This is a genomic window from Bacteroidales bacterium, from assembly GCA_016709865.1.
Taxonomy (GTDB): domain Bacteria; phylum Bacteroidota; class Bacteroidia; order Bacteroidales; family VadinHA17; genus LD21.
The window spans coordinates 917,446-944,112 of sequence record JADJLX010000005.1 but is presented as its reverse complement, the minus strand read 5'-3'; the positions used below and the strand labels follow the sequence as shown (position 1 = coordinate 944,112).

The following is a 26,667-nucleotide window of genomic DNA, read 5'->3' as shown; positions in this document are numbered from 1 at the left end:
GATTAGTGTAACACAAATTTAAACATTTGTATTACACTAATTGTTCAATTTTTAACAATAACCTGAGATAAGCTTAAGAATATTCAGACAATCATACCTGCGGCAACAGTTTCATTTGTTCCTTCATCAACAAATATCATACTGCCGGTGATATTGTTTTTACGGTAACTGTCAAAAAAGAGTGGTTTTGAAGTTCTTATTGTAATCTGTGCAATATCGTTCATGTTGACACATCGGTTTTCGATATCCTGCTCAAGTGTATTAATATTCATTCTGTAGCTGACGGATTTAATAATACATCCGGCCTCGTTGCTGTTGATCCGTACGAGGTATTTGCCTCCGACTTTCATCGGACGCTCATTAAACCAGCATATCATCAGATTAATATCCTGACTGATCACTGGTATATCATTATTTGAAACGAGCATGTCGCCACGACTGATATCGATCTGATCTTCGAGTGAAATCGCAATTGAATCGCCGGCAATACTCTCGGAGAGTGTTTTCCCGAGCACATCAATACTTTTTATTTTTGATTTATGCATCGATGGTAATACTGTTACTTCATCTCCAGGTCTGAATACTCCGCCTGCAACACGTCCTGCATAACCTCTGTAGTCATGAAATTCAGCTGTATGCGGACGAATTATAGTCTGCACAGGGAATCTTGGGGTATCAGAGTTCTTGTCTTTTTCTATTTCGATTGTTTCTATCAGATTGAGAAAAGTCTTTCCCTTGTACCAAGTAAGGTTTTCTGATCTGTCAACAACATTATCGCCATATTTTGCACTTATCGGAATATAATGTGCGTCGTGGATGTTTAGTTTTCTGACAAGATGTGATAGTTCTTTCTGTATGCCGGAAAAAACTTCCTCTGACCAGTTTACCATGTCCATCTTGTTGATACAGAAAATTATGTGCCTGATATCAAGCAGAGAGGCAATGTATGAATGTCTGATAGTCTGTTCAAGAACACCCTTTCTGGCATCAATCAAAAGGACCGCAAGATCTGCAGTACTTGCCCCGGTTACCATGTTACGTGTATACTGAATGTGACCCGGAGTATCGGCAATAATGAACTTTCTGACAGGTGTTGCAAAATATCTGTAGGCTACATCTATTGTTATGCCCTGTTCACGTTCAGCCCTTAGTCCGTCGGTTAGCAGCGACAAATCAAGCTCTTCCCTGCCAAGTCTCTTTCCCGAAGCAACAATGTGCTCCATCTGATCTTCAAATATCGATTTGCTGTCGTAGAGTAATCTTCCAATGAGTGTACTCTTCCCGTCATCCACGCTGCCTGCAGTTGTAAACCTCAGAAGACTTTTATATTTGCTTTTACCGTTGATTGTCATAATCAAAAATCTTACTATTTATTTAAAATTACTTAGGACGCACGACTCACGACTAACGACGCATGGAAAAATGTTTGACATTGAAATGGCTTGTACCGTTTGTCGTGTGTCGTTTGTCGTTTGCCGTTTTTAAAAGTACCCTTCCTTCTTCCTATCCTCCATAGCAGCCTCCGACCTTTTATCGTCATATCTGCCGCCTCTTTCTGTTACCCTGGTGGCAGCTATCTCCGCAATGATCTCTTCAAGAGTGTCTGCTTTAGAAAGAGTTACGCCAGTACAGGTTATGTCACCGATAGTACGGCACCTTACATCTGTCTCAAAGACTTTTTCGTTTGGTTTGAGCTGCATAAAAGGCGCCCAGGCAAGATATGTCCCGTTGCGTTCGAAGATCTTGCGTTTATGAGTGTAGTAAAGTTCAGGAAGTTTAATGTTCTCATTCAGAATATATTGCCATACGTCAAGTTCTGTCCAGTTGCTTATAGGGAACACCCTGAAGTGTTCTCCCATATGTTTTCTTCCGTTGAAGATATTCCATAATTCGGGACGCTGATTTTTCGGGTCCCACTGGCCAAACTCGTTTCTGTGTGAAAAGAAACGTTCTTTTGCCCTTGCTTTTTCTTCATCACGACGGCCTCCGCCAATTGCAACGTCGATTTTAAGCTCTTCAATAGCATCAAGCAGAGTAACTGATTGTGCTTTATTACGGCTTGCATTTATGCCCTGTTCTTCAGTAACTCTGCCATTATCAATGGAATCCTGAACTTTCTTAACAATGAGTTCAGCGCCGAACTCAGCTGCAAGGTCATCGCGGAATTTTAATGTTTCCTCAAAATTATGACCTGTATCGATATGCATCAGACTGAATGGAATTTTTGCAGGCCAGAAAGCTTTCCTTGCCAGATGAACAAGTACGATCGAGTCTTTTCCGCCTGAGAAAAGAAGCACTTTGTTCTCGAATTGTGCAGCGACCTCCCTCATAACGAAAATGGCTTCATTCTCGAGTTCCTTCAGATGTTCATCGCTGATTTGTATATGATTTTTCATTTAGATTTATTTTACATGACACCCGCATTCTTTTGGTCCTTCATTTTCCCACCACCATCTGCCAGCACGAAAATCTTCTCCCGGTTTAATTGCCCTTGTACAAGGTTCGCAGCCTATGCTGAGATATCCTTTGTCGTGCAGTGAGTTGTATGGTATATAATTTTCTTTTATATACTTTTCAACATCCTCGAATGACCAGTCGAAGAGTGGGTGAAACTTGAATAGTTTTTTGTCCTCATCAAATTCCAGGTCACTCATATTGCTCCTGTTATCAGACTGGCTTGCCCTTATCCCCGATATCCAGCACTCCATACCTGAAAGGGCTCTGTTAAGCGGTATCACCTTTCTGATTGTACAGCACTCTTTCCTGTTTTCAACAGACTTATAAAAACTTAATGGTCCCTTTTGTGATACCATTGTTTCAACTGCCTGATAATCGGGAAAATAGACATCGATATTCTTATTATACCTGATAACTGTCTGGGAGAATACTTCATAAGTCTCGGGGAATAACCTGCCAGTGTCGAGTGTAGCGACTTTAATGGGCAGGTTATTTGTGAATATTTTCTGTGTAATTACCTGATCCTCAATTCCGAAACTTGTTGTGAAAATTGTTTTTCCCGGAAATGAATTTACGATTATTTCGAGGCGTTCTTCAATAGATTTACCTGACAACTGCTGCCTCAGATCGTTTAACTTCATATTTTTTCCTGTTTGATTTTATTAATTTGATAAGTCTGATTTTATGAATATGCGCCCATATTCTTTCATGGAAGTAGTAAAGTATCGTCTTCGTAAGAACCTCAACACTTCCGATAGACAGAGCAAGAGTAATTTTCCCTGTGATAAAGTAACTGATGATCATGGTATCAAGAGTTCCCACTATGCGCCATGAGACAGATTTCATGAGACTTTTTATAGGCTTATCTGCTCTGTCGCTTACTCTCAGAGCCTTCGAAGATTCAGCTTTCTCATCCGACTTGTTTATCAAAACATCGAGCATAAATTCCCCTTTATAAGTTTTGATCAAATATATTTAATGGAACCGGATGATTCAATGGCAATTATGCGATATTCATATTGGTATAAATACACATCGCCATATGTGCAAATAGCCCCATATTAGGGGTAATTTAAGTGGTTTTCAGCATTGGTTTCTGCATTAAAAAGCCGCAGATGCTAACCTGAGAAGGAAATTTAGTTGTGCTAAATCATCCATCAGCAGAAGACTTTAGCGTATATGTCAGAAAATTTTATTTGTATACAATTACCCTTATGATTGAATTAACGGAATAAATAAGTATCGCTTTTATTGTTATTCTTGTAACAGTATCTGTGAAATATTTAACAAAAGAACGTTAAATTGTCAAACAGATTCATCTGCACCCATAGTTTTGATTAATTCAGTCAATTCTTTCAGATCAGTGTATGAAGTAACCGGATTTATAATTGTGAGTCTTATCCAGACCTTTCCGCCAAGCTCAGCCTGTACTACATAAAATGACCCGTTTTTAATTATTTTATCCCTGATTGAAGCATTAATCCTGTTAAGGGAATCATCACTGACACCCTCTGGGGCATATCTGAAACATACAATATTACAATCGGGCATTATAGCCAGCTCCAGTTCAGGATCTTCATTTATTTTTGCTGCGAATCCGACTGCCAGATCATACCTGCTGTCGATATACTCCTGGTAATATCTTTCTCCATAATATTTCATTGCTGTGTAGGCAATTATGCCAAGAGCACTTTTTGTGCATTCAATTGTGCGGGTTGCGCTGTTGTACCATACATTATTCTGTGATTTCTGAAAAAGATAAGAGGCTTTCTGAGCAAATGTTTCAAAAGATCTTTCCCCGTTTCTGAACATCACCAGGGTATTGAGAGCAGGCACCAGTAACATCTTATGAAAGTCGATCACTACTGAATCGGCTCTTTCAATTCCACTCACCCTGTTTCTGTATTTTTCTGAAAAAAGAGCTCCCATTCCGTGAGCACCATCAACATGCAGCCACAACCCATGTTTTTCACAAAAATCGGCGATTGCATTAAGGTTGTCATATGTACCTGTTGCAGTAGAGCATGAGTTGGCAGCTACTGATATTATTTTTATTCCTTTATCCTCGGCTCTTTTCTTATACTCTTCAAGGAGATCAGTTCTCATTCTGTATCCTGAGTCGAACGGAACTTTAACAATAGACTCTTCACCAAGTCCCATTATCTTAACATTCCTGCCAAGGCTGTAGTGCGATTGTTCCGACATCATATAACCAGGTCTGAATTCGCTTTTCACACCTTCCTCCCAGATGTTATAATCCGTTTTTGCCTGCCGGGCTGCCAGCATTGCTGTCAGGTTGCCTGCCGTTCCACCATGTGTAAAAATGCCGTCAAACCCTGCCGGATAGCCAATCATGGCACCGAACCTGTCAATTACATTCCTCTCCATTGCCATATTAACAGGTCCCATTTCATATATCGCGGCACCGTTGTTGAGAAGTGTTGTGCAGAACTGGGCAAGGACAGCGGCTGGCAGAGGGGAGGTCACCTGGTGGCCAATGTAATGAGGATGATGAATATGTATTGAATGATTGATAATCCGCCTGATAAATGAATCAAAAGGTTCTTTTTCACCACCTCCTGAATCAAAAGAAAACAGTCTGGCAAGTTTATCCGGTTCATTCCATGGCAAAACAGGCATATCTTTTCCTGATAAGGCATCCTTCAGATAATCAGCCAGAGTATCAACCAATGTGTGTCCGTTCTTTCTGAATTCTTCAGGATCGAAGGGGGAGGGTATATTCAAATTGCTATTTTTCATATTTTAATTTCAAGAGTTTTTGGTATCATAATTAATCCTGCTTTAACTGAATGAGATTCCTCGCTATCGCTCGGAATGACAGGAGTTTTGGGGTCATAGGTGGAAAGCAGTGGCGATTCGGGAGGAGTAGTCATTTTTTATGTATTTTCTAGACGAATCGCCACTGCTTTCCCCATACAAACAACAAACCAGATGTCATCCCGAAGCGCTAGCGAGGGATCTCCTTATATTTTGATTCTGACTTTAGATTGGTAAAGAACCAATTTATTATCTTATCCTCAGAGTATTGTTCAACATCCAGAAATAACTCATCTAAACCTTTTCTTTCCTTAATCATTTCTGACAGCATTTCAATTACTCCGCAATATCCGGACGGATCAGTGCCCTCAAAATTATATGTTTTAACCCCGGAATTGTACTTTTCAAAAAACTCTTTGAGAATTTTAAACCGTTCACTTTGTTTAAGAAAAACCGGTTCTATTATTCCGAATGTCCTGGTGAAATTGTCAAAACGCTGTTCTGCATTTTTTAAGATTAGTGATCCAATCTCCTTCAGCCCAATTCCTCTGGTGAGGTATATTTCTGTATACCTGTATATTCCAACGAATCCGAATGCGTCCAGATCATCCGCGACAGACAGAATTGTCAGCAGATCAAATTTGCCGGATGTAGTTTTATAATCTTTGTTGTCGTGGTTTTCAATCGCTGTAAGAAGATCAGGATAATTGCCGGCATCAAGATTATTACTCTTCAGGAATTTTATGCACAGATCTTTGCTATGGTGTCCGTGCTTTATACCCGGATCAACCGACATTCCTATATCATGCAGGTAGCATGCAATTATTAGATTTTCGGGTAATGCCGTATCTGTAATACTATTCTGTTGATCTATAGAGGCTAGTAGCTCTTTGGCATAATTCCATACCCTTCTGTGATGAGCCAGTCCGTGTGAAGGGAGTGATTCATCATCGTAGACAGACATAAAAAAATCTTCAAGGATCTGTTTAAACTGAAGTTCTGCAGATTCAATGCGACCGGTAAGATTCATAACGATGAAAAAAAAAGCAAAAGACCGAGCCTTTTGCTTTTGAACAGGCTGTCTGAAAACTAATTAAGAATTAATCATTTTCTTTGCCAGATCGAGTATGGTGGTGTCGTCGAAAGTGACGATTCCTCCGTCTGGTCCCTGCTCAAAATGAATTCCAACACTTTGGCCCTTGTCAAAATTTCTCCCTCCGAAGTAGTTTCTAACTGTTTCCTCATTAAGATCCAGTTTATCTGCAATGTTCCTCATACTACCGGAGGGTAACTGGTCTTTAATCTTCCGGAGTTCATTAAAGGTGATTGTCTTTGCCATGATATTTAAATTTATCCGTTTATAATTATAAGTCAACATGAGACCCAAAGTTAAACAATAAATAGGAAACATGAAAGGCAAAACGATTTTAAAGTTCTCCCATTAATTCAAGGAATAATTTGAGCGCCTTCTTTTTATCATCATTTAAGTCATAATCAATGTTTTCCTTTAGATACACCCTCAGGTCGTTACCTGAAATAACTCCTGCATCGCCATATTTTTGTACTACAGCATCGATGTTTTTAACTCCCAGGGAGAGGGCTTTATTGAATTCATCAATAAACTCTTTTTCAAGTATTTTATTGGCTGTCCAGCAGGCAAATACGAAAGGAAGCCCTGTGAAGTTCCTCCACTCGAGAGCCAGATCGATTCTGTGACTGAAGCTTTTCTCATATTCGAAACACTGGTCGCCGATAAGTACAACTGCTTGATTCCGGCCAATATTCCTGAAGTCGAATCCTTTTGAAGTATTCATCCACCGGAACTCGCTATTCCAGAAGTTTCTGGCAAGGACTTTCGTCAGGTTGACCGATGACCTTGACCGGTAATCGAGAAAAACCGTATCAATATTATTAAACGGGCAGTTACTTAGGAGCATTACTGTTCTAACATTCCCGTTTGCCCCAATACAATACTCACTTATAATATGATATTCCTTTAGCAGCGGGAGTGAGGCTACAGGGATAAGTCCGATATCGACCTTTCGGGAAATAAGTTTTGCCGCGCATTCAGCAGGATGATCTGTTTCGAGCGTTACTTTCTTATCAAAACCGCTTTCAGTTAATCCATATATAAATGGATATGTATTTGCATATTTTACAGCCGATATTCTGATTTTATCCATACCTTTTTTTTACAACGTCTAAATTACTACTTTTGTGTACATAGTTATAACAACTGAAAACTCAATCTGATTAATAATGGAATTAAATTTTCTTACTGCCATATCTCCCCTTGATGGAAGATACAGACAAAAAGTTGATGAACTTGATCTGTATTTTTCAGAATTCGGGCTTATCAGGTACCGACTGATGGTAGAAGTTGAATATTTCATAGCTCTCTGCGACATACCTCTTCCACAGCTGGCTGACTTTCCAAAAGAGAATTTTAAATTGCTTCGGTCTATATATGATGACTTTGATCTTAGCGATGCTGAGAAGATAAAAGAAAGGGAGAAGATTACTAATCACGATATAAAAGCGATTGAGTATTTCCTCAAAGAGAGGTTTTTTCAATCGGGTTGGGGAAAATGGAGTGAATTTATACATTTCGGTCTGACATCACAGGATATAAACAATACTGCTATCCCGCTTTCTATCAAAGACGCTCTTATAAATGTTTATTTTCCGGTTTTATATGAATTAAGGGAGACACTTGCCGCTTATGCTGATGAATGGAAAGAGATTCCGATGCTGGCACGTACACACGGACAACCTGCTTCTCCGACAAGACTTGGAAAAGAGATCGAAGTATTCATAGCAAGAATAGACGGTCAGACAAAGTATTTCGGACAGATTCCGTATTCAGCAAAATTCGGGGGTGCAACCGGCAACTTCAATGCTCATAAGGCAGCTTATCCCGATGTAGACTGGATCTCTTTTGCCAACAATTTTGTTAATGAAGAACTGGGATTAGTCCGTTCACATCCTACCACCCAGATCGAGCACTACGATAATCTTGCCGCGCTCTTCGACAATATGAGACGTATTAATGTCATTATGATTGATCTGTGCCGTGATATATGGACTTATATATCAATGGATTACTTTACCCAAAAAATAAAGAAAGGAGAGATCGGTTCATCTGCAATGCCGCATAAGGTTAATCCGATAGATTTTGAAAATGCTGAAGGGAACTTCGGATACGCAAATGCCATTTTTGAACATCTTTCAATGAAATTGCCGATATCTAGGCTACAACGCGATTTAACAGATTCAACTGTTTCCAGAAATATAGGTGTGCCTGTCGGACACTCTGTTCTTGCCTTGAATTCCCTGCAGAAAGGGCTCAATAAGCTTATTGTGAATAAAGAAAAGATAAGGTTTGATCTTGATAATAACTGGGCGGTTGTTGCTGAAGCCATCCAGACAATTCTGCGCCGTGAAGGATATCCGAAACCATATGAGGCTCTTCTGGAACTTACCCGTACAAATGAGAAAATAACACATGCATCAATAACTAACTTTATTGAAAACCTTGATCTGAGTGATGAAATAAAAGCCGAACTGATGGCAATAACCCCCTTTAATTATACCGGCTTTTAATAATCAGAATACAGATGAAAAACGTAAGGTTACTACTCAAATATTTTACTCCCTATAAATGGTCGGCATTCCGCAGCATTCTGTATAATATACTGAGTGCTTTTTTTGCACTCGGCACATATACTCTGGTTATGCCATTCCTCGAGATCCTTTTTAGCAGGATACCTCCTCCTGTCGATCCGGGAGCATTCCAGTTTACAACAGACTATATAGGTGCATTCAGTAAGTATTATCTTTCAACATTCATACAGGAACACGGTCAGGCTGGTGCTCTGATGCTTGTGGTAATTATAGTTATTGTGGCCAGTTTATTCAAAAACGGATTTATTTTCATGGCTAATAACAGTATGGCCTTTATCCGTGCAAGCACTGTGCGCGATCTGAGAAGAAAAATGTATAATAAAGTCCTCAGGCTTCCTCTTTCCTTTTTTACAGATGCCAGAAAAGGTGATGTTATGACCAGGATCTCAAATGATGTGCAGGAGATAGAGGTTTCTGTAATGTCTTCACTCACAATGCTTTTCAGAGACCCAATGTATATTCTGATATTTGTGGCATTCCTTTTTATAAGCAGTGTTGAACTGACTCTGTTTGCTTTAATACTACTTCCAATAAGCGGCTGGCTTATCGGAAGAACAAGTCGTACTCTCAGATCATCTTCACTTCTGGGACAGGAGCATCTGGGACGTCTTCTATCAGTTGTGGAAGAGACACTTACTGGTCTTAGAATCGTAAAGGGATTTAATGCTGAGGAGAAGATGAAGCGGCAGTTTGCAGAGTCGAACGAGAGATATGCAAAGGTATTTAAGAGGGTCACCCGGAAGGCTTACCTGGCTTCGCCGGTGAGTGAGTTCCTTGCCACAATCGTAGTAATGATCCTTATGTATGTCGGAGGAAATCTGGCTCTTAGCGGATCCGGTAATATGAATCCTGAAAAACTGATGACTTTCCTGATTGTATTTTCTCAAATAATCCAGCCGGCAAAGAATATTACTACAGCATGGTTCAGTATTCAGAAAGGGATGGGTTCAATTGACAGAATAGACCAGATACTTGATGCTGAGGAAAAGATAGCGGAAAAGGAGAATGCAATTCCTGTTACTTCATTTAATGATTCAATCGAGTTCAGAGGATGCTGGTATGCATACAACAGCGAGCCTGTTCTTAAAGATATCAATCTTAAAATCAAAAAAGGTCAGACTGTTGCTATTGTTGGTAAGTCAGGGGCAGGCAAATCAACACTTGCCGATCTTCTTCCCAGATTCATAGATGCTGATAAGGGAAGTATTCTGATCGATGGAGTTGATGTGCGCGATCTTAAGATCAAGGATCTGCGTTATCTTATGGGGATAGTAAGTCAGCAGCCAATTTTGTTTAATACCTCTTTCAGAGAGAATATTGCTTTTGGTGTTGATACTTCTGAGATGGAACTTGTTGAGAATGCGGCCCGTATCGCTAATGCACATGATTTCATTCTTGAGACAGAAACCGGATATGAGAACCTTGTGGGTGAATCAGGAAATAAGTTAAGCGGTGGCCAGCGACAAAGGATCAGCATTGCCAGGGCTATTATGGCTAATCCTCCTATTCTCATCCTTGACGAAGCTACTTCTGCACTTGATACTGAATCTGAGCGCCTTGTTCAGGATGCCATGCTTAAACTTATGAAGAACAGAACATCAATAGTAATAGCTCACAGACTTTCAACTATACAGCATGCAGATATGATTGTAGTGCTTGATGAAGGCAGAATTGTGGAAACCGGAACCCACTCTGAACTTATGAGTAAAAGGGATGGATTTTATAGTAAGCTGCATAGCTTTCAGGCAATCTGATAAATGAATCTAACTAACTGTTTAAGAGTTTATTTCCGTGTTGTAATAACTGTTATTGCCATTCTGGCTCTCTCTTCCAGGGCACAATCGCAGATAAACTTTACATACCATTCGCCATTTTCCTATCTTAAAGGAAAGGATGCTGCTTCTCTACCATCATCATGGATAACTTCCGGCTTTGATTATTCAGGCTGGGCGGCAGGAAATGCCCCCTTTCGTTATGGTGATGGTGCATCAGGTGTTGAACTTACCGATATGATGAACGGGTATTCAACACTTTACCTTAAATCCTCCTTTCAGGCTTCAAATATTGCATTGCTTAAACAGGTGAAGTTTACAGTTGATTATGATGACGGTTTTGTGATCTGGATAAACGGTATTATGGCACTTGCCAGAAATGCCCCGGCAAGTCTGACTTTTAATTCGCTGGCTCCGGCAAATCATGAGTCGGGGACAGGAGAGACTATTACAATTGATGCAGCAACAATGAATCTGCTTGAAGGAGTTAATAGCATATCTGTAATGTGTTTCAATGTAAGCCTGAACAGCACTGATTTCTATTTTGATCTTGCCTTCAGTGCAGAGAAGGATATCCCGGAAACAATTGATTCAACCGGCGTAAGTTTTAGTGTGAGATCTGGTTTTTATGATTCTCCATTTGTTTTGGAACTTTCGTCTCCTGATCCGGGCAGACAAATAGTATACACACTGGACGGCAGTAATCCGCAGACTTCTGTTACAGGCTTTGTTTCATCTTCTCCGGCCCTTGTGAATATCAACCCATCCAGTTCCGCGGGCAGGCCGGTAACACCTGCTGTTGTACTGAGGGCTTCAGTTGCTGATCCCGGATTCAAACCTGCGAAACCTGTTTCCGCTACATATATATTTTTAGAAAAAGTCAAGAAACAGAAATACCCCGGAGGAGAGTGGCCGTCAGCAAGTGTCAACGGACAGTTAATAGATCTGGAGATTGATACTCTGGTCGTCAAAAACCCGGCTTATTCCACTTTGTTTAATACTTCGCTAAAGGATATTCCGACTATTTCTCTGATTACAGACCTGGATAACCTTTTTGATCCGGCTACCGGAATTTATGTCAATGCTGAAGGGCATGGACTAAACTGGGAAAAAGAGTGTAGTGTTGAAATGATTTATCCTGATGATAATGAGGGTTTTAAGATAAATGCCGGATTGAGGATCAGGGGAGGTTACAGCAGGAGAGACGATTTCCCGAAACATGCATTCAGGCTTTTCTTCAGGGAGATATACGGAACCGACAAACTCAATTATCCGCTGTTTGGAGATGAGGGAGTCAGTCAGTTTGATAAGATAGATCTCAGATCGGAACAGAACTATGCCTGGAATAACGGAAACATAAACAATAGTTTTGTGAGAGATGTCTTTTCGCGTGATACCCAGCACGACATGGGGCAGCCTTATACCAGAAGCAGATACTATCACCTGTATCTTAACGGCATGTACTGGGGAATGTATCAGACACAGGAGCGTTCAGAGGCGCGGTTTGCAGAATCATATTTTGGAGGCGACGATGAAGATTATGATGTTATTAAGGTAAATGGAGAAAACTATCAGTACAAAATAGAAGCATCTGACGGAAATCTTAACTCATGGCAGAAAATCTGGAATATGGGAAATGCCGGATTTGCTTCAGGAAGTAACTACTATGCACTTGAGGGTAAGGATCAGGACGGAAAGCCGGTTAAGGGTGGTGAGGTTATGTTAGATATTGATAACCTTATTGACTATATGCTTGTAATTTTTTATTCCGGAAATTTTGACGGCCCTATATCGAAATTTCTTAAGAACAAGGTGCCTAATAATTTCTATGCCATTGACGACAGGGAAGATAAGTCAAAAGGATTCACTTTTTATGCCCACGATAATGAACATACACTCTTTGATGAACCTCATCCTCCGGGGACAGGAATAACCGAGAACCGCGTTAATATTGGCTCCCTAACCGACGAATTGAGAATGGAGATAAAGGATTTTTCCGGATTCAACCCGCAATGGCTTCATTTTAAACTCACTGACAATTCAGAGTATCGTCTGCGTTTTGCCGACAGGGCTTACAAGCATTTTCAAAAGGAAGGAGTATTTTCTCCTGATAGTGTGCTCTTCAGGCTAAATAGACGTGTTGAAGAAGTTGATTTAGCTGTAATCGCCGAATCGGCACGCTGGGGTAATGCGAAAAGGGGCACTGCAAGTTCTTATACAAGGAATGATCAGTGGATTCCTGAAATAAACAGGTTGAGGACAAAGTTTGTACCGGCAAGGTCTGCAATGGTTATTGCACAGCTTAAGAATAGCGGACTTTATCCCGGTATTGAGGCTCCGGTTATCACAAAATATGGTGAAGAGATCATTGTTGAAAAGCTACCTCTCACCTCTGCATTGCCGGTCGAAATCACAAATCCAAATCCATCAGGAAATATATACTATACGCTTAACGGAAGCGATCCAAGGAAAACCGGAGGCGGATTCAGTACCGGTACAATATTCAGTAACACAAAAGTTATTTTGAATATAAGTGAGTCAACAGTTTTGATCGCACGGATTTTCGATAATGGAAGGTGGAGTGCCCCGGAAGAGATCAGATTCCTGAAGAAAGAAAATGATTATTCTGATCTGAAAGTAACAGAGGTACATTATCATCCTGAAGATATTATTACAGGTTCAGATACTCTTTCAGGTAAAGACTTTGAGTTTATTGAATTCAAAAATACCGGTGATCATTCAATTAACCTCTCCGGCCTTGAACTTGACAGTGCTGTCCGTTACAGGTTTCCTGTCAATACTCTTCTTCCTCCCGGAAATTTTTATGTAATTACATCAAAACCCGCAGCTTTTTATGAGTATTATGGATTAATAGCATCTGGCAACTATCAGGGCAATCTGTCTAATGCCGGTGAGTACATATTATTAAAAGATTCTGAGGGGAAACCTATAATTGATTTCACATACGTAGATTCATCTCCATGGCCCGGATCTGCTGACGGAGACGGTTACTCGATGGTCGCAGCTGAGAATAATCCTGATGGAAATCCAAATGACTATTTTTACTGGAGGAACTCGTCAGATAAAGGCGGAAATCCATTTGCTGACAATATGATTGATGATCCGGATACAGGTTCAGATAAAAACCTTCTTCATATAGAAGCATATCCAAATCCAACCAGAGGTACTATTAATGTTTCGGTGGTCGCAACTGAGGAGACAAGGGCATATGATATGGTTCTGACAGATCTTACCGGAAGGGTTGTATATCAGGTCGTTGCCGGAAATCAGGCTTCCCTGGATCTGAAAAATACAGGAGTCAGACCCGGAATTTATACTTTGAAAGTCAGCTCTGGAAAGCAGATAGGCTGGATTAGGATCGTATTTGTTAATTGAATAGTGTACCTGCTGAATCCCGGGGATCCCTCGCTATTGCTCGGGATGACAGGACATTAGGGGATCAGAAAGGGGAAAGAAGTGGCGATTCGTATTGTAATTTTCATATGATGAATCTTCAACGAATCGCCACTTCTTTCCCCCACATCTACAGATTCGTTTGTCATCCCGAGCGACAGCGAGGGATCTCATAGCGTGAGCAGGAATTCAACTAACCCTTATCTTTCCCAATTGTCATAAAATCGCAATCCCAGTCCCAAGTCCTGTGTTAATCCAAACAACCAAAGATTCTCCAAAAGGATTAGTAGAAAAAATGTATATTTGGATCATGTTATTACCTGATTATACGCTATAATTCATACTATGTACAGACGATTAATACTCCTATTATTTACTGTTATATTATTAACAGTAAACGCAAATGCCCAGAGGCAGAATCAAAAACAGAATCCCAGAACCGGTGGAAAGCATACATTTACCCTGGGTACATCAGACTTTTTACTTGATGATCAGCCATATCAGATAATTGCAGGCGAGATGCATCCTGCCAGAATTCCTGCCGAATACTGGCGACAGAGGATACAGATGGCCAAAGCAATGGGATGTAACACTATTTCAGTTTACATCTTCTGGAACTATCATGAGTCGGAGGAGGGGGTATATGATTTTGAAACCGGCAATCATAACCTTAAAGAGTTTTTCAGGATTGTTCAGGAAGAAGATATGTGGCTGATAGTCAGACCAGGCCCTTATGTGTGTGCAGAATGGGAACTTGGCGGGATTCCGCCTTATCTGCTGCGCATCCCTGACATTAAGCTAAGATGTATGGATCCGAGATATATGACAGCAGCCGAGCGTTATATCGGCAAGCTAGCTGAAGAGATAAAACCATTTATGATTACAAACGGAGGAAATCTTTTACTTCTCCAGATTGAAAATGAGTACGGTAGTTTCGGAAATGACAGAAACTACTTATTCAGACTCAGGGAAGTGTGGAAAATGAATGGCATTGATATTCCAACTTTTACCGGCGACGGTCCCACAACATATATGCTTGAAGCCGGATCGCTTCCCGGCAGCGCAGTCGGACTTGATTCAGGTAGTTCACCTGCGCACTGGGATCTGGCAAATAAAATGAATCCCGGGGTTCCTGTTTTCAGCAGCGAAACCTACCCCGGCTGGCTTACACACTGGGGAGAGAAATGGGTGAGACCTGATACAGCTGATCTGCTTAAAGAGGTAAGATTTCTTATGGATAATAAAAAATCATTTAATTTCTATGTTATCCACGGTGGAACTAACTTTGGTTATACTGCCGGCGCAAACTCAGGTGGCAAAGGATATGAACCGGATGTCACAAGTTATGATTATGATGCACCAATAAATGAACAGGGCAAGGCAACACCGAAATATAAAGCTCTCAGAGATCTTTTAGGATCCTATCTTCCGAAAGGTCAAAAGCTTCCTTCAATTCCTGATGGGATACCTGCAATTGAGATCCCTCAGTTTGTTCTGAAACCATTTACTTCAGTATGGGACAATCTTCCGGCTGCTGTTAATTCAGTCCAGCCAAAACCATTTGAATCATATGGGCAGGATTATGGATTCATCCTATATAAGACTGAACTTATCGGACATAAAAAAGGAAAACTTACAGTAACGGATCTTCATGATTATGCAACTGTCTTTCTGAATGGCACTTATATAGGAAGTCTCGACAGGAGGGCAGGCATAAACACAATTGATCTTCCGGCTTCAGATGTTGAGAAACCGGTTCTTGAGATCTTGGTTGAGGCAATGGGCCGCATAAATTTTGCCCAGCACCTTATCGACAGGAAAGGAATAACAGACAGGGTGACTCTCAACGGTATGACACTGATGAACTGGCAGGTTTATAACCTTCCAATGGATAAAAAGTTTATCTATGATCTGAGATCTTCTTCCAGAACTGTTAATAAACCGGGAATCTTTTATAAAGGCAACTTCCCGCTTAATTCAACCGGTGATACTTTTATAGATGTCTCTAACTATAAAAAAGGGATTGTTTGGGTTAATGGCCACAATCTTGGCCGCTTCTGGGATATTGGTCCGCAGAAAAGGCTTTACTGTCCTGCATCATGGCTTAAACTTGGTCTTAATGAGATAATTATATTTGATCTTCATCAGATGAGCGGAGCTTCAGTCGGTGGTATGATGACTATGGAATAATAAGAAAAAGGCATAATGGCTTAGCGGCATAACGGCACAAAGGTACAAAGGCTTAACGGAATTAAATAGCATCAACAAATATTCAGGAATATGAGAATAAGAGCTTCACTTTTATTACTTGTTCTGTTATCTGCCTGTTCCGGACAAAATTCATCCGGAAAGCAGGAAGAAAATAATTCAAAGTGGTCTGTAAGAATGGCTAACACCGTAATGGCAAAATCCGACAGCCTTATCTATTATGTTGATAATAAGCCAAAATGGGCTTATGACGTTGCATTTCTCGGTATGGCTATCGATAAACTGGGAAGTGTAGATCCCAAATACTCAAAATATATGGAGGATTGGGTGAAATGGTTTGTGAAACCGGATGGATCTGTCACCGACTACAGACCGAAGGAGTATAATCTTGACAGGATATTTCCCGGGAGGAATGTCATTACTTTGTATAAAAGGAATCCTGAGCAGAAGTACAAAATAGCACTTGATAATTTTATTGAGCAGTTAAAGACACATCCGAAAACCAATCTGGGAGGATACTGGCACAAAAACATTTACCCCTCCCAGATGTGGCTCGATGGGATTTTCATGGCTTCGACCTATATGGCAAACTATGCAAAGGAATTTAATCAGCCACAGTGGTTTGATGTAGCTACAGCTCAAACAAAAATGATATATGATAAGACCCTCGATCCTGGAACCGGTTTGCTTTTGCACGCATGGGATGAGAGCCGTTCGCAGAAATGGTGCGATCCGGTAACAGGCCAGTCTCATTATCCATGGAGCAGGGCAATGGGCTGGTATACAATGGCTATTCTGGATATTCTTGATTACCTGCCTGCTGATCATCCCGATAGAGACGATCTGATTTCGATTCTTCAAAAGACCTGTGATGCACTGTTAAAAGTACGTGATCAGAAATCTGGCATCTGGTATCAGGTTTTAAATCAGGGTGGGAGAGAAGGAAACTATTTGGAAGGTTCAGGATCAGCAATGTATACTTATGTCTATGCAAAAGGCGCAAGGCTCGGATATCTTGATAAAAAATACAGGGATATTGCAAACAGTGCATTTGATGGCATAATCAAAACACTTGTTACTGTCGACGAAAAAGGATTAGTCACGATACACGATATCTGTGGAGGCTGCGGCCTGGGCGGCAATCCTTACAGGGACGGATCATATGAGTATTATGTAAATGAAAAGCGTTTTGATAATGATATCAAAGGTGTGGCTCCTTTTATTTTGGCTGCCATAGAATTGGACAGATAGTGTAAAAAAATTATTATATTGGAGGACAAATTAACAATCTAACCCTTAGCATCAATGGAAAACAGAATGACCAATTCAAGGAGAAGATTCCTTAAAACTGCAGCACAGGGAGCTATGGTTGCTGCCGTTGCACCATCAGTTCTTGGAGGTGAAATAAGAATGCCTGAAGTGATACCTCAGCAGGCAAAAGGCGCCAACGACCGTCTGCGCATTGCCGTTTTAGGAATAAACGGACGTGGAAAATCACATATTGAAGAGATTATGGGTCTCTCGCAAAAGGCGAATGTTGAAGTAGCTGTGTTATGCGACCCTGACATGAATCTCCTTCAGCCACGCGCTGCTGAATTTGAGAAAACATATGGAAAGAAAGTGATGATTGAGCAGGATTTCAGAAGGACTCTTGAAGACAAGACAATTCATGCAATTACCTGCGCAACACCTAATCACTGGCACGCTCTTCAGGTTATATGGGCATGTCAGGCAGGAAAAGATGTTTATGTGGAAAAACCTGCTACCCATAATGTCTATGAAGGTAAAAAGATGATAGAGGCTGCATATAAATACAACAGAATCGTTCAGCATGGTGTTCAGCTGCGCAGTTCCGTGGCAATACGGGAAGCAGTAAAACATCTTGAGGATGGACTGATTGGCCGAGTTTATATGTCACGGGGCCTTGTGTACCGCTGGAGGCCAGATATAGGTGATAAAGGCATTTCTCCAACACCGGCCGGACTCAATTATGATCTGTGGTGCGGACCGGCTCCAATGCGTCCGTTTACCAAAAACCTTGTTCATTACAACTGGCACTGGCACTGGAATTATGGAAACGGTGACGTTGGCAATCAGGGTATACATGAGACTGATCTCTGCATGTGGGGATTAGGAGTTGACTCACTGCCTGAGCGCATAACTTCTATGGGAGGAAAGTTCCTATGGGATGATTGCAAGGAAGTTCCTGAAATACAGACTTCTATATATCACTATTCGAAAGAAAAGAAAATTATTCAGTTCGAAGTGCGTAACTGGTGCACTAACCTTGAAGATGGTGCAGGTGTAGGTAATATTTTCTACGGTGATAAAGGGTATCTGGTTGTTAAGGGATACGGAACATATGAATCATATCTTGGCGAAAAACGTGAAAAAGGACCATCCCGTTCAGAAAGCGGCGAACTAACACTACATTTCCAGAACTGGTTTGATGCTATCCGTGCACGTGATATGAGTATACAGAACGGACCAGTGCAGACAGGCCATTTGGCTTCAGCTCTGGCTCATCTTGGCAATATCTCCTACAGATTAGGCCGTCAGCTTGAGTTTGATCCGGTTGCAGAAAGGTTTATAGGCGAAGGGGAGAATGAAGCCAATGCAATGCTTAAGAGAGAATATCGTGCTCCGTATATCCTTCCTGAAGTAGTTTAAATATTCAGTGATCTGAAAATATAGTATTAGTCTATGTCGAACAGCCTGCAGATATGTCTGTTATACATGTTCTCATAGACACATTGCGAGACAGTTGATTCATTTGCTTCAAGAAGTTTGTAATATTTGTCCATCTGAAGGGCAGCAAGCTTATAAGCTACATGAATCAGCTGTCTCATATTTGCATTATAATCTTTATTACCGGGAACATGCCTGAGTGATGCAGCAAATTTTTTGCTGTTCCATTTTGAAACATCTGTTTTCGATGGGAGTGAAGATATTTTTATGTCAATAACATCAGCATAGGGTGCACATAGTTCTTCAATTTTTTCCAGCGATTTTGCATAAATCTCTTTTACAAAATCGAGTGACTCCCCTCCGGATTCCGCCAGACCGATAACCTCTTCAAGCCATGTTGTACCCGCAGTTTTGAGGTGAATACCTTTATCGTATTTCCTTATAATTGAACCTATGTATGGATATATTGCGAACTTATCAGAGCCTGAATGTATACTCATTTTAAGGTTCTCAGGGAGTCCAAATTCCCTGATAGCAAAATCAATCACCATCAGGTCGGACTCAAACTCCTCCGCAAACTTATCGGGATCACCAACATAATCAACACCTTTATTGAATCTTCCTGAAAACTTGGGAGCAATTGTCTGGAGCGGAATATTTTCAGACGCAAGCATCTTAAGTATGAAAAATAATTCAACAGGTGTCTGTGGATCAGGTACTTCATCCATCGAAACTTCTGTTACAAAATTTCCTTTGCCCTTACCCTTTTCTATCTTCCTGTAGATCTCGAATGCTTTTATAGCCGCAAAAAGATACTTTTCTGCAATTTTAGTTACCTGTGCTTTTGTCGTTTTAAATAATAAATCAGTCCCCGGTATTTCAAGTTCCCCGATATATTTCCCAACACTTTTTACAAATTCATCAATTTCGTGATGTTCTGCTTTTTTCCCGATATATGAGGCCACATCAATTGTAAAAAAATCTGAACTCTCAATAAATCTTTCTACTGTATCAATATTAATATGATCAGCATCAACGAAGTACGGGTTCTTAAAGGAGGCACTTTTCGTTACAGCATCAGCTTCAATTCTCACATCGCCAGGCTGTGTTCCGATTGTAGTATGCTCCCTGTTCGATTTATTCCAGACAGGTGTTATATCTATACCTTTTGCTGAGGCTGTAATAATGGCTTTTAGCTGAGCAGAACCCTGGTGACCAAACCTGTCACCCAAGCCAATCGAATATTTACCTAGTTTCTTCATTGTGTTCGTTTTTCATTTAAATTAAAAAGAAATCCACATTTTCTGATGTTACAATATCGACAGGAAGGTATTCAATTTTATCAGGAGCTTTGTGCACGGAGAGATACTCAAATAGTTTCTTTATACCTTTATAAGTTTGTTCCTCAGGCCTTTGTCCCAACAGGAATTTAGTAACACCTGTTTTGAGAAATTTTACATTTTCATCAAGAAGGTCGTACCCTATAAGGTTTATAGTGTTTATTTTTCTTTTTGCCAGATACCTGGCAATCAGGTAAGATTTTGATCCTGTGATAAAGATTGACCCTACATCGGGATTTTGAGATAATATTCTATCCATCTCGGCATAAAGCGTTTTATTTGATGGATCAGGAATACTTATGTTTATCTTATTACCCTTATTTAATCCTGATTTGTCAAAATAACTCAGAAAGCCAAGTGCACGGTTATTTAAGTGATGGACATTCTGAATGTTTTTTGCTATGTTTACGACAAGGATATCTTTTTTTGTCGCAGTTACCATGTCAATCAGCTGGCCTGCCACCCTGCCGCTCTGAAATATATCCTCGCCGATATATGCAAGAAAATCAGTGTCTTCAATATATCCGTCAATAAATACGAATGGGATTTTATCATTGAAGAGTTTTTTGCAGAATGTTATTGATTCTGATTTGAAGATGGGAGCTAGAAGAACTCCGTCGGGTTTCAGATCAAGCACAGTTGCAGTCTTTTTCTGGAAATCCTCTTCACTCTGCATATCAAAGTTTATTACAGACAGGACAAGAGGGAACGGATTAAGTTCCTCCAGAGCCCTAGCCATACCTACCGGGTGTTTTTGCCAATATGAGTTAATTTCTGTTGGTTCCGGCAGGAGGGATACCAGATGGAATCTTTTCCTTGATTTCAGAACCTGTGCCATAACATTCGGAGAATAGTTTGTCTCCTTAAGGATCCTCTGAACCTTCTGCCTGGTTTCTTCTGCTACTTCGCCTCTGTCATGCAATACTCTGTCGACAGTGCCAATTGAGACACCTGCAAGCTTTGCAATGTCTTTTATACGGGCTTTTTTTGGTGGCATGGAAAAATTTATAAAGGAGTCAGTAGACCGGAGACCGAAGCCGGAAGCACATATACTTCCGTCTTGGGTCTTCGGACCTCAGTCTTAATTTTACTCAATTACGACTTTTTTATTTTTTGGTGCGGCAAAAACAAACATAATTAACCATGCCAGGATGTATGCACATGCTGCAATAGTGAACATCACAGTGTAACCTGTTTCAATATGGCCGGCTTTCTTAAAAAAGTTAAGAATCTGTCCTGCAAATACAGAAACAAAGGCACCTCCGATTGCGCCAGCCATGCCGCCAATACCAGTTACAGAACTCACTGCTCTCTTTGGAAATGCATCAGAAACAGTGGTGAAGATATTTGCAGACCAGGCCTGGTGAGATGAAGCAGCCAGACTTATAAGACCTACTGCCATCCAGGTACTTACTCCCGCTGATTGAGCAAAGAATACAGGAGTAACAAGAAGGGCAAAAATCAACATAGTGTATTTTCTTGCATTATAGGAAGATACACCTTTTCTTATCATAAACGAAGAGAGCCACCCACCACCAATACTTCCAACAGTAGTTGAGGTATAAATTACAACCAGAGGCAGTCCAAATGATTTGATATCAAGTCCGGCACCTCTTACAGTTGAAAGCCATCCGGGTATCCAGAAGAGGTAAAACCACCAGATCGGGTCGGTCAATGCTTTCCCGATAAAGAATATCCATGTCTGACGGAATTTAAGTAATTGAATCCATGGAATTGGCTTCTCACTTTCGTTTTGTTCATCTGTATCACTTTTGATATATGCAAGTTCACTTGCAGCAAGTTTCCTTTTCTTTTCAGGTAATTCATAAAATATCCACCAGAGAATTATCCAGAGGAAACCAATTGCACCTGTAATTATGAAGGCTGCCTGCCAGCCCCAGGCGATAACAATTGCAGGTACTGCTATTGGTGCTATAATGGCACCGACATTTGTCCCGGAATTGAAAATACCTGTGGCAAGTGCCCTCTCTTTTTTAGGGAACCATTCAGCAATTGTTTTTATTGCAGCAGGAAAGTTGCCTGATTCGCTTATACCCAACAATGCCCTCCAGAATCCAAATCCGAATACCCCTCTTGCAAGTGCATGGCCCATAGCTGCAATACTCCATAAAAGAACAGAGAACAAATATCCGAGCTTTGTTCCGAATTTATCAATGAGTCTGCCAGCCAGAAGCATCGAAATACCATAGAAAAGCTGAAAAACAGTTACAATATTTGCATACTGAACTTCGCCAATGTTAAGGTCGCTTTCAAGTAAAGGTTTAAGTATACCTATTACCTGACGATCGAGGTAGTTAATTGTCGTGGCAAAGAATACCAATGCACAGACTGTCCACCTGTAGTTGCCAATTTTTGTAGTTTCGGGCATAGTTTGGGTAGTTAATTATTAAACATTATAGGTTGTTGATGCTGTAGTTCCTCCTCTTCCTGTCCAATTAGTGTGGAAGAATTCACCTCTTGGCTTGTCGGTACGCTCGTATGTGTGCGCTCCGAAATAGTCGCGCTGCGCCTGTAAAAGATTGGCAGGAAGTTTCTCGCAACGGTATCCGTCGAAATAACCAAGGGCAGATGATATTGCAGGAACAGGAATACCGTTTGTTGCTGCAGTTGCAACTACATTTCTCCATCCCTGCTGAGCTTTTTCAACTTTATCCTTAAAGAAAGGATCGAGCAGAAGGTTGGTTATTGTGTTATTATTGTCAAAAGCCTCTTTTATTTTACCAAGGAATGCCGACCTGATTATACATCCGCCTCTCCACATCAGGGCTATTCCTCCATAATTAAGCTCCCATTTATACTCTTCAGCTGCAGCTCTCATAAGTGAGTAACCCTGTGCATATGACACTATCTTGGAAGCATAAAGCGCATCTTTCAGGTCATTTATGAATTTTGCCTTATCCCCGTTGAAGGATGGTTTCGGACCGTGAAGAATTTTTGAAGCCTGTACTCTTTCATCCTTAACAGCTGAAAGACATCTTGAGAAAACAGCTTCTCCGATGAGAGTTAGAGGAATTCCAAGGTCGAGAGCAGATACTGCTGTCCATTTGCCAGTTCCTTTTTGTCCTGCAGTATCAAGGATCTTATCCACAAGTGGTTTGCCGTCAGCATCTTTATAACCGAGGATATCTCTGGTAATTTCTATCAGATAACTGTCGAGTTCTCCCTTATTCCATTCTTTGAAAACAAGATGCATTTCATCAGCAGACATGTGAAGAAGATCCCTCATTATCTGATATGCTTCTGTAATAAGCTGCATGTCGCCATATTCGATACCGTTATGCACCATCTTAACAAAATGTCCGGCTCCGTTTTCTCCAACCCAGTCGCAGCATGGTGAACCATTATCCACTTTTGCCGCTATTGCCTGAAAAACAGGTTTCACAATAGGCCAGGCTGCTTTTGATCCACCGGGCATTATAGACGGTCCGAGCAGAGCCCCTTCCTCACCTCCCGAGACTCCTGTACCTATATAAAGAAGCCCTTTGCTTTCAACGTATGCGGTTCTTCTGTTTGTGTCGGGGAAGTGGGTATTGCCACCGTCAATTATTATATCACCGGGTGAAAGATGTGGTATAAGTGTTTCAATCATCTCATCCACAGCACTTCCTGCCTTGACCATTATCATCACTTTTCTTGGAAGTTCAAGTGAAGCAACTAACTCCTCAATTGAATGTGTCCCGACTATATTCTTTCCTTTTGCCCTCGCTGCCAGAAAATCATCTACTTTCTTAACAGACCTGTTATAAACTGAAACCTGAAAACCTTTACTCTCCATATTGAGCACAAGATTCTCGCCCATTACTGCCAATCCTATTAATCCGATGTCTGATAGTTTCTTCATAATCAAATGTTTGTTGTTATGTTATGTGAAAAATTACAATTTATCAACTTAAAATTTTGGTGCTAGGTGCTAGGTTCCGGGTTCTGGGTAGTCAACCAGCATCCAGCATCAAGCATCCAGCACCTAGTGTTTCACTTTATAATACTCCGCCACAACTTCATCCATTACCCAACTCGTCCTGGCAGCTGTTATCCCAGTGCTTGGTGATTCTCCTTTACCATGAAGCGCCTGTACTATTTTTTCAATGAGATTATACTGAACATGCTCCGGCCGTTCATTGATAAATTCCTGCCGTCCGTGTTCATTTGTAAGTATTATTGGTTCGAAGCTAAAAGTAGAAAATTTTATTGATCCTTTATCTCCTATTATCTCAATAATATCCCTTCCGCTGTCGAGTGATACACTGAAACTCCAGGTGCCGGTACATACAATATTGTTTGGGAAAAGAAATTCAGCAGTTACAAAATCTTCTGCTTTGTACAAGCCTGCCTGATTCAGAACTATTGATTTTACTTTCTGTACAGGTCCGAATACATAATCGAGGTAGTCAAGCTGGTGTGAGGCAAGGTCAAAAAAATGTCCTCCTCCTGCAATAGCCGGATCCACGCGCCAGGATAATTTGCCTGTTTTTTCGTCTGCCGATGGTGCTTTATAAAGCTGCATCTGCAGAAAGCGTACATTACCAATGGTTCTCTTCTCAATCAAGTCCCTGACAAACAGAAAACCTGGCAGGGCCCTTCTGTAATAAGCTACAAACACAGGTATCTTATACTTCTCAGCTGCTTTGTTTATTTGTTGGCATTCAGAATAGCTTGCAGCCATCGGCTTTTCAATATATACAGGTTTCCCTGCTTTTATCACCTCGATTGCATATTCTGCATGACTTCCCGGCGGGGTCGCAATATAGACAGCATCAATATTCTTATCATGAATAAGATCTGAAGCTTTCGAATAGAACTTCGGAACATTATGTCTTTTTGCATAGTCCTCAGCCAGTGCTGCATCTCTTCTCATTACGGCTGCAAGCATGGAATCCTTTACCTTACTGAATGCAGGTCCGCTTTTACCTCAGTAACATTACCGCAACCTATAATACCCCATTTAATCATGAGTTTAGTCTTTCTTTAGATGTCCATAATCCCAGTGCCGGATTAGATATATAAAATATTTCTTCCCCGTCAGCCATCTTATTAATACCATCATTTAGTTTTCCCGGATTATATTTTTTCAACATTTCGTTAAGATCGTGATACCTGAAATTGACTGATTCAATCTCTTCCCGGGTTAGGTTCCCGGGACAATAAGTTATCGAGAATCTACCTTCTGAACTGCCGTGTATAAGATGAGCTGCAGCACTCAGGTTTTTTTGAAGCTCCTCATTTTCTTTCAGCGATTTTAAGGTGGCCGGAGTCCCACGATAACCATATTTCCTGATCAGCCGGTCAATTTCCTTATCCTCTCCGAACTCTTTCAGTCCTGGAGCAAGAACGATCAGTTCTCCGTTATCAGCCATAGCCATACGTGTACGGTATACACTTTTATTTCCGAGCCAGGTACTCCTGAACTCAGAGGGATCAAGGTATACGACTACCTTTTTCAAAGGTTTCTCAAGTATTGAAAAGTTAACCTTTATTGATAATTCCGCAGCCTCTGTAAAAACCTGTTCATCATCGCCTATGAACAAACCTCTGATCACTAGTTTGCCGTTTTCATCCCTGCCGATAACAGTATGAACATAAACAACTGGAAGATGTGTTATGAAATTTGCAGATGCATAATTCAACAGACTTCTTACCGGATTGGTGGCTTTCCCCATGATCCTCTCCATTCCGTAAACAGCACCGATGAAATGGCTTTTGTTTATTCCTTCCGGTCCGCCAGTTCCTACAAAAAGATTCTTGTTGTAGTTGGCCATGCCTATTACCTCATGCGGAACAACCTGTCCTACTGAAAGTATCAGGTCATGTCCTCCGTTGAATACCAGTTTGTTAAGTTGCGCCGGCCACGAATAGTCGAGGGCACCATCGGTAATCTTTGACACGAATTCACCAGGTACTGTGCCTACTGTTACAACATCTTTACGCCAGTCGTGCACCCTGAAAAGGTCTTTCGGAACACCCTTAAACATCTCATCCATCTCCTGGTCAGATACAGGTACATGTGTGCCGAGAGCAGGAAGTATATCTTTAAGATTAGTTTTATAGTACTTATAAATAAGACTGGTAATATCTCCGGCTCTTGAATGAAAACGGGTAAAGTCGGGAGGTACAACCAGAACCTTCTTCCTGGCACCAAGTTTCTCAAGAGCAGTATATAAACCTGCTTCAAGCTCTTTTAGTCCTATTACAGTGTTTTCCGATCCCGATTTAAAGTATATCATATTTTATTTTTTAACCACAGAGACACAGAGACCACAGAGATTCACGGAGTCATTTAATTATGTTCTCCGTGTTCCTCCGTGATC

19 protein-coding genes and 1 pseudogene are annotated in these 26,667 nt (G+C 40.8%); 6 read left to right on the top strand and 14 right to left on the bottom strand.

What is annotated here, in order from left to right:
* Positions 1 to 83 precede the first annotated feature (83 nt).
* From IPJ16_12535 to IPJ16_12500, 8 genes are all read right to left on the bottom strand, one after another.
* Positions 84 to 1,352, bottom strand: a complete 1,269-nt coding sequence (locus IPJ16_12535; GenBank protein MBK7627997.1) for a GTP-binding protein — start codon at positions 1,350 to 1,352, stop codon at positions 84 to 86.
* 129 nt (positions 1,353 to 1,481) lie between these two features.
* Positions 1,482 to 2,396 carry a sulfate adenylyltransferase subunit CysD gene (cysD, locus tag IPJ16_12530; GenBank protein ID MBK7627996.1) on the bottom strand — a complete coding sequence of 305 codons (915 nt, stop codon included), beginning with the start codon at positions 2,394 to 2,396 and terminating at the stop codon, positions 1,482 to 1,484.
* A 6-nt stretch (positions 2,397 to 2,402) separates the two neighbouring features.
* Positions 2,403 to 3,098, bottom strand: a complete 696-nt coding sequence (locus IPJ16_12525) for a phosphoadenylyl-sulfate reductase (protein MBK7627995.1) — start codon at positions 3,096 to 3,098, stop codon at positions 2,403 to 2,405.
* Positions 3,061 to 3,399 (bottom strand): DUF2061 domain-containing protein, encoded by a 339-nt coding sequence (locus tag IPJ16_12520; GenBank protein MBK7627994.1) that lies wholly within the window; start codon positions 3,397 to 3,399, stop codon positions 3,061 to 3,063. Before IPJ16_12520 ends, IPJ16_12525 begins: the two co-directional genes overlap by 38 nt.
* Positions 3,400 to 3,762: 363 nt before the next feature.
* Complete coding sequence (locus IPJ16_12515) at positions 3,763 to 5,217, bottom strand: aminotransferase class V-fold PLP-dependent enzyme (protein ID MBK7627993.1); 1,455 nt, start codon at positions 5,215 to 5,217, stop codon at positions 3,763 to 3,765.
* A 208-nt stretch (positions 5,218 to 5,425) separates the two neighbouring features.
* Entirely contained in the window at positions 5,426 to 6,265 is an 840-nt protein-coding gene (locus tag IPJ16_12510; protein ID MBK7627992.1) for an HD domain-containing protein, read from the bottom strand.
* Positions 6,266 to 6,328: 63 nt separating this feature from the next.
* Entirely contained in the window at positions 6,329 to 6,574 is a 246-nt protein-coding gene (locus IPJ16_12505) for a DNA-binding protein (GenBank protein MBK7627991.1), read from the bottom strand.
* Between the two features lie 88 nt (positions 6,575 to 6,662).
* Positions 6,663 to 7,418, bottom strand: a complete 756-nt coding sequence (locus IPJ16_12500) for a menaquinone biosynthesis protein (protein MBK7627990.1) — start codon at positions 7,416 to 7,418, stop codon at positions 6,663 to 6,665.
* Positions 7,419 to 7,494: 76 nt separating this feature from the next.
* Between IPJ16_12500 and purB the strand changes: the two genes are divergently transcribed.
* From purB to IPJ16_12470, 6 genes are all read left to right on the top strand, one after another.
* Positions 7,495 to 8,838, top strand: coding sequence for an adenylosuccinate lyase (gene purB / locus IPJ16_12495; protein MBK7627989.1), 1,344 nt, complete (start codon positions 7,495 to 7,497; stop codon positions 8,836 to 8,838).
* 14 nt (positions 8,839 to 8,852) lie between these two features.
* On the top strand, positions 8,853 to 10,673 hold the full coding sequence (locus tag IPJ16_12490; protein MBK7627988.1) for an ABC transporter ATP-binding protein: 1,821 nt from the start codon (positions 8,853 to 8,855) through the stop codon (positions 10,671 to 10,673).
* Positions 10,674 to 10,676: 3 nt separating this feature from the next.
* On the top strand, positions 10,677 to 14,087 hold the full coding sequence (locus IPJ16_12485; GenBank protein MBK7627987.1) for a CotH kinase family protein: 3,411 nt from the start codon (positions 10,677 to 10,679) through the stop codon (positions 14,085 to 14,087).
* Between the two features lie 363 nt (positions 14,088 to 14,450).
* Positions 14,451 to 16,295, top strand: coding sequence for a beta-galactosidase (locus IPJ16_12480; protein MBK7627986.1), 1,845 nt, complete (start codon positions 14,451 to 14,453; stop codon positions 16,293 to 16,295).
* A gap of 90 nt (positions 16,296 to 16,385) precedes the next feature.
* Positions 16,386 to 17,564, top strand: a complete 1,179-nt coding sequence (locus tag IPJ16_12475; GenBank protein ID MBK7627985.1) for a glycoside hydrolase family 88 protein — start codon at positions 16,386 to 16,388, stop codon at positions 17,562 to 17,564.
* Between the two features lie 54 nt (positions 17,565 to 17,618).
* Positions 17,619 to 18,983: a Gfo/Idh/MocA family oxidoreductase gene (locus tag IPJ16_12470; GenBank protein ID MBK7627984.1), complete on the top strand. Its 1,365-nt coding sequence runs from the start codon at positions 17,619 to 17,621 to the stop codon at positions 18,981 to 18,983.
* Between the two features lie 26 nt (positions 18,984 to 19,009).
* Here IPJ16_12470 and IPJ16_12465 read toward each other — a convergent pair whose 3' ends face one another.
* The 6 genes and pseudogenes from IPJ16_12465 to IPJ16_12440 all read right to left on the bottom strand — a co-directional run bounded on the left by IPJ16_12465 (position 19,010) and on the right by IPJ16_12440 (position 26,583).
* Positions 19,010 to 20,263: a hypothetical protein gene (locus IPJ16_12465; GenBank protein ID MBK7627983.1), complete on the bottom strand. Its 1,254-nt coding sequence runs from the start codon at positions 20,261 to 20,263 to the stop codon at positions 19,010 to 19,012.
* Positions 20,264 to 20,279: 16 nt separating this feature from the next.
* Positions 20,280 to 21,338, bottom strand: coding sequence for a LacI family DNA-binding transcriptional regulator (locus IPJ16_12460; protein ID MBK7627982.1), 1,059 nt, complete (start codon positions 21,336 to 21,338; stop codon positions 20,280 to 20,282).
* A gap of 90 nt (positions 21,339 to 21,428) precedes the next feature.
* Positions 21,429 to 22,730, bottom strand: coding sequence for an MFS transporter (locus IPJ16_12455; protein MBK7627981.1), 1,302 nt, complete (start codon positions 22,728 to 22,730; stop codon positions 21,429 to 21,431).
* Between the two features lie 18 nt (positions 22,731 to 22,748).
* On the bottom strand, positions 22,749 to 24,203 hold the full coding sequence (gene gnd / locus IPJ16_12450; protein ID MBK7627980.1) for a decarboxylating NADP(+)-dependent phosphogluconate dehydrogenase: 1,455 nt from the start codon (positions 24,201 to 24,203) through the stop codon (positions 22,749 to 22,751).
* A 123-nt stretch (positions 24,204 to 24,326) separates the two neighbouring features.
* Positions 24,327 to 25,312 (bottom strand): annotated as a pseudogene (locus tag IPJ16_12445) (Gfo/Idh/MocA family oxidoreductase).
* Positions 25,309 to 26,583 (bottom strand): DUF2088 domain-containing protein, encoded by a 1,275-nt coding sequence (locus IPJ16_12440; protein ID MBK7627979.1) that lies wholly within the window; start codon positions 26,581 to 26,583, stop codon positions 25,309 to 25,311. Before IPJ16_12440 ends, IPJ16_12445 begins: the two are co-directional and overlap by 4 nt.
* Positions 26,584 to 26,667 lie beyond the last annotated feature (84 nt).

Excerpts from the sequence above, each read along its gene's own strand:
- IPJ16_12505 (MBK7627991.1), bottom strand. The coding sequence starts at position 6,574 with ATGGCAAAGACAATCACCTTTAATGAACTCCGGAAGATTAAAGACCAG.
- IPJ16_12485 (MBK7627987.1), top strand. The coding sequence starts at position 10,677 with ATGAATCTAACTAACTGTTTAAGAGTTTATTTCCGTGTTGTAATAACT.
- cysD (MBK7627996.1), bottom strand. The coding sequence starts at position 2,396 with ATGAAAAATCATATACAAATCAGCGATGAACATCTGAAGGAACTCGAG.
- IPJ16_12525 (MBK7627995.1), bottom strand. The coding sequence starts at position 3,098 with ATGAAGTTAAACGATCTGAGGCAGCAGTTGTCAGGTAAATCTATTGAA.
- IPJ16_12470 (MBK7627984.1), top strand. The coding sequence starts at position 17,619 with ATGGAAAACAGAATGACCAATTCAAGGAGAAGATTCCTTAAAACTGCA.
- IPJ16_12500 (MBK7627990.1), bottom strand. The coding sequence starts at position 7,418 with ATGGATAAAATCAGAATATCGGCTGTAAAATATGCAAATACATATCCA.
- IPJ16_12535 (MBK7627997.1), bottom strand. The coding sequence starts at position 1,352 with ATGACAATCAACGGTAAAAGCAAATATAAAAGTCTTCTGAGGTTTACA.
- IPJ16_12510 (MBK7627992.1), bottom strand. The coding sequence starts at position 6,265 with ATGAATCTTACCGGTCGCATTGAATCTGCAGAACTTCAGTTTAAACAG.
- purB (MBK7627989.1), top strand. The coding sequence starts at position 7,495 with ATGGAATTAAATTTTCTTACTGCCATATCTCCCCTTGATGGAAGATAC.
- IPJ16_12460 (MBK7627982.1), bottom strand. The coding sequence starts at position 21,338 with ATGCCACCAAAAAAAGCCCGTATAAAAGACATTGCAAAGCTTGCAGGT.
- IPJ16_12480 (MBK7627986.1), top strand. The coding sequence starts at position 14,451 with ATGTACAGACGATTAATACTCCTATTATTTACTGTTATATTATTAACA.
- IPJ16_12455 (MBK7627981.1), bottom strand. The coding sequence starts at position 22,730 with ATGCCCGAAACTACAAAAATTGGCAACTACAGGTGGACAGTCTGTGCA.
- IPJ16_12515 (MBK7627993.1), bottom strand. The coding sequence starts at position 5,217 with ATGAAAAATAGCAATTTGAATATACCCTCCCCCTTCGATCCTGAAGAA.
- IPJ16_12465 (MBK7627983.1), bottom strand. The coding sequence starts at position 20,263 with ATGAAGAAACTAGGTAAATATTCGATTGGCTTGGGTGACAGGTTTGGT.
- gnd (MBK7627980.1), bottom strand. The coding sequence starts at position 24,203 with ATGAAGAAACTATCAGACATCGGATTAATAGGATTGGCAGTAATGGGC.
- IPJ16_12475 (MBK7627985.1), top strand. The coding sequence starts at position 16,386 with ATGAGAATAAGAGCTTCACTTTTATTACTTGTTCTGTTATCTGCCTGT.
- IPJ16_12490 (MBK7627988.1), top strand. The coding sequence starts at position 8,853 with ATGAAAAACGTAAGGTTACTACTCAAATATTTTACTCCCTATAAATGG.
- IPJ16_12520 (MBK7627994.1), bottom strand. The coding sequence starts at position 3,399 with ATGCTCGATGTTTTGATAAACAAGTCGGATGAGAAAGCTGAATCTTCG.
- IPJ16_12440 (MBK7627979.1), bottom strand. The coding sequence starts at position 26,583 with ATGATATACTTTAAATCGGGATCGGAAAACACTGTAATAGGACTAAAA.